At 60.0% G+C, this 1,375-nt stretch carries 1 protein-coding gene; it reads left to right on the top strand.

Annotated features, from left to right (window positions below):
• Window positions 1-239: 239 nt before the first annotated feature.
• Window positions 240-1,375, top strand: a 1,136-nt coding sequence (locus H5U08_RS18890; protein WP_297036736.1) for a polysaccharide biosynthesis/export family protein, incomplete at its 3' end; no start/stop codon positions are given.

The following is a 1,375-nucleotide window of genomic DNA, read 5'->3' as shown; positions in this document are numbered from 1 at the left end:
CTTCTCCAGTTTCCCTCGACCCAAAGGGGCGGTTTTTTGCTGTTGACGATCGGGCGCCTTTTTGGGTATCTACCCCCTCGCGCGGGGTCGTCAGAACTCCGGTGTCATGTACCGGATGCTCCAGGTGCATGCACCGTACCGGGACCTTGCCCGAAAGCGTGAAAAGCCCGCCCGGGCTGCGGTTTTTCCTGACCACATGGAAGCAGGAGAGGTTTTTCCGAAACCACTGGTGCTACCCCATGCGAGATGACTGCGCTCAGCGACTGATGGCGGCCATCCGTTTCCAATTGCCCGGCCTGGAAGGGGCCTGTGGGCATTTCGGGCGGAGTTTGGTCGTTTTCATACTCGGGCTTCTCTGCGCCGGATGCACATCCCGGATGGTGTACAAAGCGCGGGCCCTTCCGGTGGAATTTCAACCCCCGCCAGTGACCGATATTCGCGATGTGGCCCTGCCACAGTTGGCAAGCGACCAGGGACCAAGCGACGTGATCATGCCGGGCGATCTGTTGGAAGTCAGCGTTCTCACCAGTCTCGATACGAAGGATACCGCTATTTCCTGTCGGGTGGACGACGAGGGCAACATTCAGGTCCCTCCCATCGGGAAAGTGACCGTGGGCGGCATGCGTTTTCCTGATGCGGAAAGGGCTATTGCCCAGGCCGCCATTGAGCGGGACGTTTACCGTCGGCCAACGGTCACGATCAAACGTGTGCAGTCCCGTACTTACCGGATAACGGTGACTGGGGCGGTGGCAAAACCCGGGGTCTACAACATCCCGGCCGCCCAGGCGGACCTTCTGACGGCTCTGGTTCAGGCCGAAGGATTGAAACCGGATGCGGACCCGGTCGTGGAAATTCGCCGATCCTGGGCCGCAGGTTCCGTCGCGTCGGCTCTCGCTTCCAAAGTTGGAAACGCTCCAGGCCAGTTAACCTCTTTTACGGAGGCGACCGCGCCTGGCGAGTCCATCAAGGTGGATCTGCGATCTGCTGGGCAGAACGATCAGTCCCTCCAGGAATACCGGCTTCAGGACGGGGATGTGGTGTTCGTGCCCCCGCGGAAACTCGATCCCATTTATGTGGATGGGCTAGTCAATAAGCCTGGCATGTATGCTTTCCCGGCGGCGCAGGATTTGAGGTTGCTGGACGCCATTGCCCTCGCGGGCGGATGTGCCAATCCTCTGGCGGATAAGGTATGGATCGTACGGCAAATACGGGGACGCAGCGAGCCTGTGCTCATTCGGGCGAACCTCCGCACGGCGGCCAAGAATCCGGCGGAAAACCTCCGCATTGCCCCAGGGGATGTCATCACGGTGGAGGAGACGTTCGGAACGTTTATTTACAACCTGCTCAAAGGGTTCGTCCATGTGGGTGGGTCCGT

Origin of the sequence: Thermogutta sp., assembly GCF_014359955.1 — a bacterium.
Taxonomy (GTDB): Bacteria; Planctomycetota; Planctomycetia; order Pirellulales; family Thermoguttaceae; genus Thermogutta.
This window is presented reverse-complemented; position numbering and strand designations above follow the sequence as displayed.